5 protein-coding genes are annotated in these 7645 nt (G+C 36.0%); 1 reads left to right on the plus strand and 4 read right to left on the minus strand.

Features of this window, described 5'->3' with window-relative positions:
- Nucleotides 1-398: 398 nt before the first annotated feature.
- On the minus strand, nucleotides 399-2369 hold the full coding sequence (locus FIB07_18005; protein NJD54739.1) for a hypothetical protein: 1971 nt from the start codon (nucleotides 2367-2369) through the stop codon (nucleotides 399-401).
- Nucleotides 2338-3699 (minus strand): hypothetical protein, encoded by a 1362-nt coding sequence (locus FIB07_18010; protein ID NJD54740.1) that lies wholly within the window; start codon nucleotides 3697-3699, stop codon nucleotides 2338-2340. The genes FIB07_18005 and FIB07_18010 overlap by 32 nt, the downstream gene beginning before the upstream one ends.
- Before the next feature lie 202 nt (nucleotides 3700-3901).
- Between FIB07_18010 and FIB07_18015 the strand changes: the two genes are divergently transcribed.
- A complete protein-coding gene (locus FIB07_18015) occupies nucleotides 3902-5497 on the plus strand; it encodes a hypothetical protein (protein NJD54741.1) in 1596 nt (531 codons plus the stop codon).
- 279 nt (nucleotides 5498-5776) lie between these two features.
- Here the strand turns inward: FIB07_18015 and FIB07_18020 are convergent, their stop codons facing one another.
- A complete protein-coding gene (locus tag FIB07_18020) occupies nucleotides 5777-6799 on the minus strand; it encodes a phosphate uptake regulator PhoU (GenBank protein NJD54742.1) in 1023 nt (340 codons plus the stop codon).
- 127 nt (nucleotides 6800-6926) lie between these two features.
- Nucleotides 6927-7645, minus strand: a 719-nt coding sequence (locus FIB07_18025; protein NJD54743.1) for an ISAzo13 family transposase, incomplete at its 5' end; no start/stop codon positions are given.

Genomic DNA, 7645 nt, shown 5'->3' on the forward strand with positions numbered 1-7645 from the left:
GAATTATGAGTTTTGATCAGTCAATTAAATATTTTAAACTTATTAAAAAAGAACTTTATTTATTCTATGAAAATAATAAAGAAAATTATCTTATTCATGGTGATTTTGGTCCTCCTAACATATATCTTGGCCAAACAAAATTTTTCTTGATTGATTACAGCGACTGTTCCAAATCAAATTTGAAGTTTGATCTGTATGTATTATTAAGAGGAATTTTGATAGTATTTAACAAAATTCAACAAAAGGATAGTATAATTCTCTCATGTTATCCGAAACAGGAAGTTCTAAAACTTTTGGAGACAGACGAGGAAGAATTAATAAATATTGAAAATTCTTTCTTCAATATGAGAAGGAAGAAACATCCGGAAATTTATGGAGATTTAAACAGGCTTTAACATTTACTTATAATAAATAATTATTGATGTATTCCTATCGTCAATCCTTTTCATATTTTGATTTAAAAATATAAATGTGTTAGAAGTTATGTCTGTTGGCCATGGCCTTATTGCAACTATAATATTATTATTGTTTCTTATATATTCCTTAAATTCGTCGAATTTCAAATACTTTGTACCAAGTAGCATATGGTTGCCATTTTCATCTAAAAATTGTATTCCGTTTTCTATAAAAAAATAATTTGCTTTGGTATTATAGGCTTCTAACGGTGCTGCCATAGAATTATATATTAATGTAGTATTTTTATCATAATTTTCATTAATAATTTCATTCGCTCTCTCGAAATTCACTTTTTTAGCCCATGGTGGATTATTACTTGCATCATATCCGATCTGCATATTTAATACAATAAGTCCAGTTAGCGCCAAAATGAGAATTATATTGAAATATTTTACCTTGAAAATTATTGGAGATATTAATTTGTATATCGTTACTATTCCAGCAGAGATATATAATATGAATAATGGCAACAAGAAATAGCTATATCTCTCAACACCCAGACGGGCGATAGATATCAATGCTAACGGGATAAATATCATTAGTATCAAAAATATCAGTTTGTCTCTTTTGTATTTGGAATACACAATCAACAGCATTGAACAAAAAAGACCGACATAGACAATGGATATTGAACCGGAGTTATTTACCAGATTCAGGATATGCCAGTTTAACGGAACATACGTTGAAGCCCAAACAGGCCTTTGTGAACCAATAATGGTTTCAGTTAAAAAAAGGAACCCCTCAACAAGATTGAGGCTTTTATATGCAATGATAATCAAGAATGGTAGCATTATTGGAATAATATAAACAAATATTTTATATTGTTTATGTTGTTTTATAAAATATGAGTATAGAAAATAAACATAAAAAGAAAAAAAGAAAGCTACAGTTGTAATATGTGTATCAAAGGTCAGAAATAAAAGAAGGATATAAAATGATAGATACATTATATTAATTTTATCTTTGAAAAAGTTTTTAATTGGTGTTTCGAGTTTATTGAATTTGTTTATATAAATATATCCTAATCCAATCGTAACCAGCGAAAGGAATGTAGTCATTTCATACATCCTGATTTCCCTCGCTAAATGTATAGCTAAAGGAGATATCGAGAATAGAAATGCTGAGATAATTCCTACTAATCTATCGAATAGATGATGTCCGATAAGATATAATGTATAAATTGTCAGGCAAGTAAAGATTAAATTCAGAAATCTTCCTGCAAACTGATTAAATCCGAACAATTTGATAGAACCTGCAAGCATGTGGAAATATACTATCGCCCGATGATTTTCAGCTCCAGAGGGAAGGATTGGAAAAGTTCCATCTAATATGCTTTGTGCTGTGACCATTGAATAAAACTCATCAACCCAGTAATCCAGGGTTGATATTCCATTAAATCTCAATATGAGAGAGAGAATTATTATTCCAACCAGAACTATGTTATACCATACTTCTTTATAAACCCGCTTTTTCTCCTCCAATTCCTCCTGCCGCGCTTCCTCCTCAATCGCATCAAGCTTATCCCTGTCCAGATAGAAGGTAACAACCCCCAGTACAACAACCGTTAATACCAGTGGCATCATCCAATCAATCATAAGTTCGGAAGCGAATGACTGGATAGTAATTATCAGAATCATCACAAGGAAAACACAAGATATAAGCCTCTTGATTTTCTCAAATCCTGCTTTGTTCGAAATCTCAAGATTCTGCATATAAATAGTCAATAAAGCAGCCCCAATTACTATCAGCGGATAGAGCAACCAATCCAGATCAATGTAAAATTCTATATATCCAGGTGAGACGTAATTGAATGTTAAAAGTATGATATATACAGCAAGCAAGTTCCTGAAAATATGAGAAATAAGCTTTGCGAATGCTTCTTTATCCGGGTGTAAGAATGGCTTCAAATCCATCCAGTTCTACCTCCTGTTCACCTTTTTTCTTCAACCCGAAGATTATGGTTTTATCATTCATCAGATCAATATCGGAGCCGCTGTATATTTTCCAGGCTATGATCCAGCCGTTACTTTCCCTCTCCACCTGATAATTAGAGGTTATTAACCACTCGCTACTCTCATCATTTTCATCAGTAACCAGATAATTAAAGGGCTGGAAAAGAGATTTTTCTGCAAAAGCGAAATCTGCACCTGATATATAGAGATTACCTTTCATGGATATATTATAGCTGCCCGCAGGCAATTCCACAGATACCGGAGATCCTAAATGGCTGCTGTTAATTATAACATCCCTATCAATGGTGCCTTTAATAGACAGGTTCTGAATTGCATCCCTCTGCCATGCAAAAAATTTTAGCGTGGTGTTTTTCCTGAGATCGAAAAAGAGAGTGCCAGGATTAAGAGGCAGGATATCCCCCTGAGTTACAATCTTGTCCGTGTTTATTTTTATCCACGTTATGGCCGAATCCATATTTTTGTTATCCCCCTTCAGATAGACAAGCCTTAGCTCATAAATTCCTTTTTCCATACTATAATTATAAAAAGTTTTAAACTGTGGTGGCAGCTTCTGTGAGGTGTTGCCTGTAATCCCATCATCCTGCATAGTATCGCTAAAAACCAGATGGCCGTCCATATCATAGAGTTCAACAGAATACTCATCGCTTCCATTATACCAGTTCAGGTCCTGCTTACCCAGTGCCAGGTCCAGGCTATCATTAAGATAGATGAGAAATGAATGCGTCCCCCTGAGGGTTTGATTGATCTCAGTCTCTACATTATTATAAGTGAGCCCCCTGTTAACCAGTATATCAGGGTCAATATCGTATCCGTACAATCCTACAGATGAAAATTCTGGTATATTGCCCGGAATCCATTCTTCTATAGTATCATAATTTGTATAATTACTGCTTTTATCTATGCTATAGATGCTGGTATCACCAAACTGTTTGACCGGTGTGTAATTATCCAGTCTTTTAATAAACAGGGGCTGCCATGCATAATTTTTATAAAATGCAATATCGACATCAGAATCCCCCCTGAATTTCAGCTTTACTGTTATCTTTGTATCGTTCGATATGCGGTTCGTGGGATTAATATAAAAATATAAAGGTGAACCTGTCATGTTTCTGATAGTATCGCCTTCAATAGTCCTGCTCTGGGTTAACCTCCCCTCATATATCATATCCTTCAAATAGGCATCTTTGCTGGAATCCACGTCTTCTGGCGAGCCAATATCTATGGTGTAGATGATAGGAACATTAAAAGTAATAAGGTAAAGAAGATACACGAGTATGAATACCGGACTTAATCCCGCAATCGTGTAAAGACACTTTTTCGTTATACTACCTCCGCATAGCTGATGTCTATATAATCAAATTACCATACTACTTTATATCAAATGGTAATACTTATAATAATAATATTTCTATTGATAAAATTATGCTTCTTGAAAAAATATAGGATATATAAAAATAACTTTATTAAGTATTATGTTGACAACTGCAATTGAAAAATATTTAAGAACAAAAACAATGATATTACCTCTAAAAAGTAAAATAAGTATCATCCTGCTTCTATTTCTTACTATTTACGGCTTTCTGGTCAGAATTTATCATTTAGATATACCTTCTTTCTGGATAGATGAAGCGATATCGGCAAATGCCGCAGTAGCTCTGATAAATCACGGAACCCCGGCTTTCCCTTCAGGTTTCGTTTATATGAGGGGTATTTTGAACACTTTTTTTATATCCCTCAGTTTTTTAATTTTTGGTATTAGCGAATTTTCAGCCCGGTTTCCCAGTGTAATTTTTGGAACGCTTACTATACCACTTGTGTATATTATGGGAGTGAAATTCGGGAATAGAAGGATTGGACTTATAGCAGCTCTATTGATAACCTTTTCAGTAATGGAGATTGCCTGGTCAAGACAGGCAAGGATGTATCAGCAACTCCAGTTTTTTTATCTATTATCTCTTTACTTCTTTTTTGAATTCAATTTTTATAATCAAGAAAGAAAGAACACAAGCAAAAGAATTTTGAATTTTTCACTATCTGTATTGTTTTTTATCAGCGCTGTATTAAGCCATGTATTCGGATATGTGTTGATCTTAATATTCCCTCCTTTTTTTTTAATAGCTAATTTTAAGGAGATCAGGCATAAATGGAAAGATTTCGTATATATGAAATATTATATTAGATTATTCATATTCATTGTAGTGCTGATACTTCTTTTCTTAAAATTCCTGGGATCAGATTTTCTTGCTGTAATAGCCTCTATTTCAAAGGATAGTTGGCTTGCCAGTGTTGAATATTTTGACGTATATTTTAATATCCTGAACACTGAACTGTCATTTCTCACTTATCTTTCGATATTTGGTGCAGTATTGTCTTTGTGCAAGAACCGGATGAGTGGATTGCTCCTGATAACCGCCTTCGCCATCCCTTTTTATATTCTTTCCTATTATGTTCCTCTGCCCGGCACCAGGTATCTTTATTTCATATTTCCGATCCTTCTGATATTTTGTTCTTACTTCTTTGATTTCCTGTTCGGGCTCACACAGAAGTATAGAGAAAATAAAGCTGCAAAGACGGGATCAACTCTCGGTGCTATTGTGATTACTTTATTGTTAATCGTGACGGCGTTCTCACAACATATATTTATAATTACACCTGAAGATAATTTTAACCTTGGTGTCAATGCACCGCAGGCTGATTTCAAAAAAGCGTACGGCTATGTCAGGGAAAATATGCAAGTTAATGATATACTAATAGATAGCAGGCCTGCAGTATCATTGTTTTATATGGGCAGGTCAGATTACTGGCTGGCATTTGAGGCAAACGGGGTGGGTCTTGGTATCGATGATTTGCTGGTAAACAATGGTTCAAATGAGATATATGCAAACGCCAAGGTAATCAAAAATGTTGATATGCTACAAGAGGTCGTTACAAAAAACGACAGGGGCTGGATAGTTATGGATAATTCTGCCTGGATACTTATCCCTTCGGATATAAAGGCGTATATAATTGGAGAGATGCAAAGAAAAGTATTTGATGGAAGGATAAGAATTTATTCATGGGGCATATGATGAAGGGCGAGCCTGTAGCGAAACCGCGCCTGGCCTGATATCAGGCAGCGATTTAACTAAAAGCCAATCAATCGCGGGATTACAACTAATTTTGGCAGTGTTGGGATTTAATGATCATTTATACGTCCATAATGCTTATTTTCATGTTCATAATTAAAATCCATATGAACATGATACGGCTTTTATGTTCATGCCGCCTTATGGAAAAGATTATAGTATTCTAATTTGAATGCATTCAAATACCTGAATAACAAGAGTTCCATGGATTTCTTATAACTCTTACCCCCCATTGTCATCAAAATCCGGGGCTCCTGCCGACATGTTGATGGCTATCTCGGCCAGGTCAGCGCTGTAACTTGCAATTCTTCCCAGGCTGTCAAGCATTGCTTTTTGCAATATTGCAGACTGGATGTTTTTCGGCTGGAGTAGTTCGTTTGAGATATCTGCATGCGATTTTTTAATTTCCTTCAGTTCCTGAAAGATCTTCTCAGCCAGTACATGATTTCTTTTAAACAAAGAATCAACCGATTTTTCGAATATTTCGACAGTATTTGTATTAAGTTTCACGAAATCTTCCAGCACCGTATCTTTTTGTATCCCGGTCAACTGGATATAATTATTTGCTATGTTTTCTATATGGTCTGCTATCCTCTCAAGCACCTTGACTGCAATCCTGTAACCCAGGCAGTCCCTCTGGTTCCTGATACCCAGTTTTTCAGCTACCTGCTGGTATTCAACTGCGCTCTTTAACTGCCTGACGACCAGGAAATAGAGCCTGTCTATCTCCCTTTCCCTTACAACTATATCTTTTGCGAGCCCGATGTCCATGTTCTTCAAAGCTTTGCCAAGATCAAGCAACATCGACCTGTTTATAGAGTACATCCTCTGGAGTATCTGCATGGTGTTCATACGCTTGTAGTCCACCATGATCTCAAGGATCATTGTATCGTTTGTATCCTCAACTATTTCTACCCCTATAAGGTAATCCAGCACTTTGCGAATACTCTTCCTGTAAGGGATGTGGTCTTTCCTGTCAAGTTTGATCCTTATGGTATCATACCCTACAAGATAGAAAGCAATGACCAGGCGTTCAAGTTCCTCGCTTGATGTTAATTGTGAGATTTTAATCTCTTTTACTCTTGATTCTTTCTCGGCAACGCTGGTTTCGATGAGAAGTGAACTGCCCTGTTCCGTGACCACAAGAGAGTCACCGGCATTCAGTTTTGACTTCCTGACCCATTTTTTCGGCAGTGAAATGACATAGGTCGAACCACCGCTTACATAGACTTTCCGCGTTTCCATTTTAAACTCCTTTTTTCTACTGATATTTAATAGTATATATAGATTCTTGGGATAAAATATATGTTTTTTGAACGAAAATGAATATAGGGACGGGTCCTAAGGGGGCATTCATAAATAACTTGACTATCTATAGAAGAGCACTTTGTGGTTTTATTGTGTAATTCCACTCGCCGTGAAATTCATTTCGCATAATATTGAGTTTTTCGATTTCTTCGTCTGTAACTTTTAATCCTGTTTCGTAGTGATTATTATCTGCCATTGCTGAAACCGTAAGCCCTGATGCTGTGGTTGTGTGAGATATGAGTTCTAGAATAACCGCTAGTGAGGTTAATGGTTTTGCTCGCCAGTTAATAGATATATAAGAAAATAACTGATGCTCAATGACATTCCATTTACTGGTTGCTGGAGGATAATGAGCAAGCGTTATTGGTAGGCAGATTTCATTAACCAGGCGCTGGAGTTCTCGTTTAAACAGTCTGTTTCTCACCCCATTTGATCCGCCACCATCTGCGGTAATGAGTATTCCTGTAGCATGCGGATACTGGATGTTTCCATACTCCTTCCACCATCTCCTGATACTCTCCACTGCAAATGCCGCTGTATCATGATTTATCCCAACATTCACAAACCCTTGCTTTTTTAATCTGTCATATATCCCATATGGTATGGCTAATCCCTCTGCAAGAGAGCGAAAATCATAGGCGTTTACCTGTACCTCGTTCTCTTTGCCTTGTTTTGTCCACTCCTTACCATTGTTCTTAAACTTTCCAATCTGTTCTTTCTTTTTACAGTCTACCGAGATGATGGGATTGCCCGCCTTCTCAAACAGTTCGCATTGCTTGGTAA

Origin of the sequence: Candidatus Methanoperedens sp. (genome assembly GCA_012026795.1) — an archaeon.
Classification (GTDB): domain Archaea; phylum Halobacteriota; class Methanosarcinia; order Methanosarcinales; family Methanoperedenaceae; genus Methanoperedens.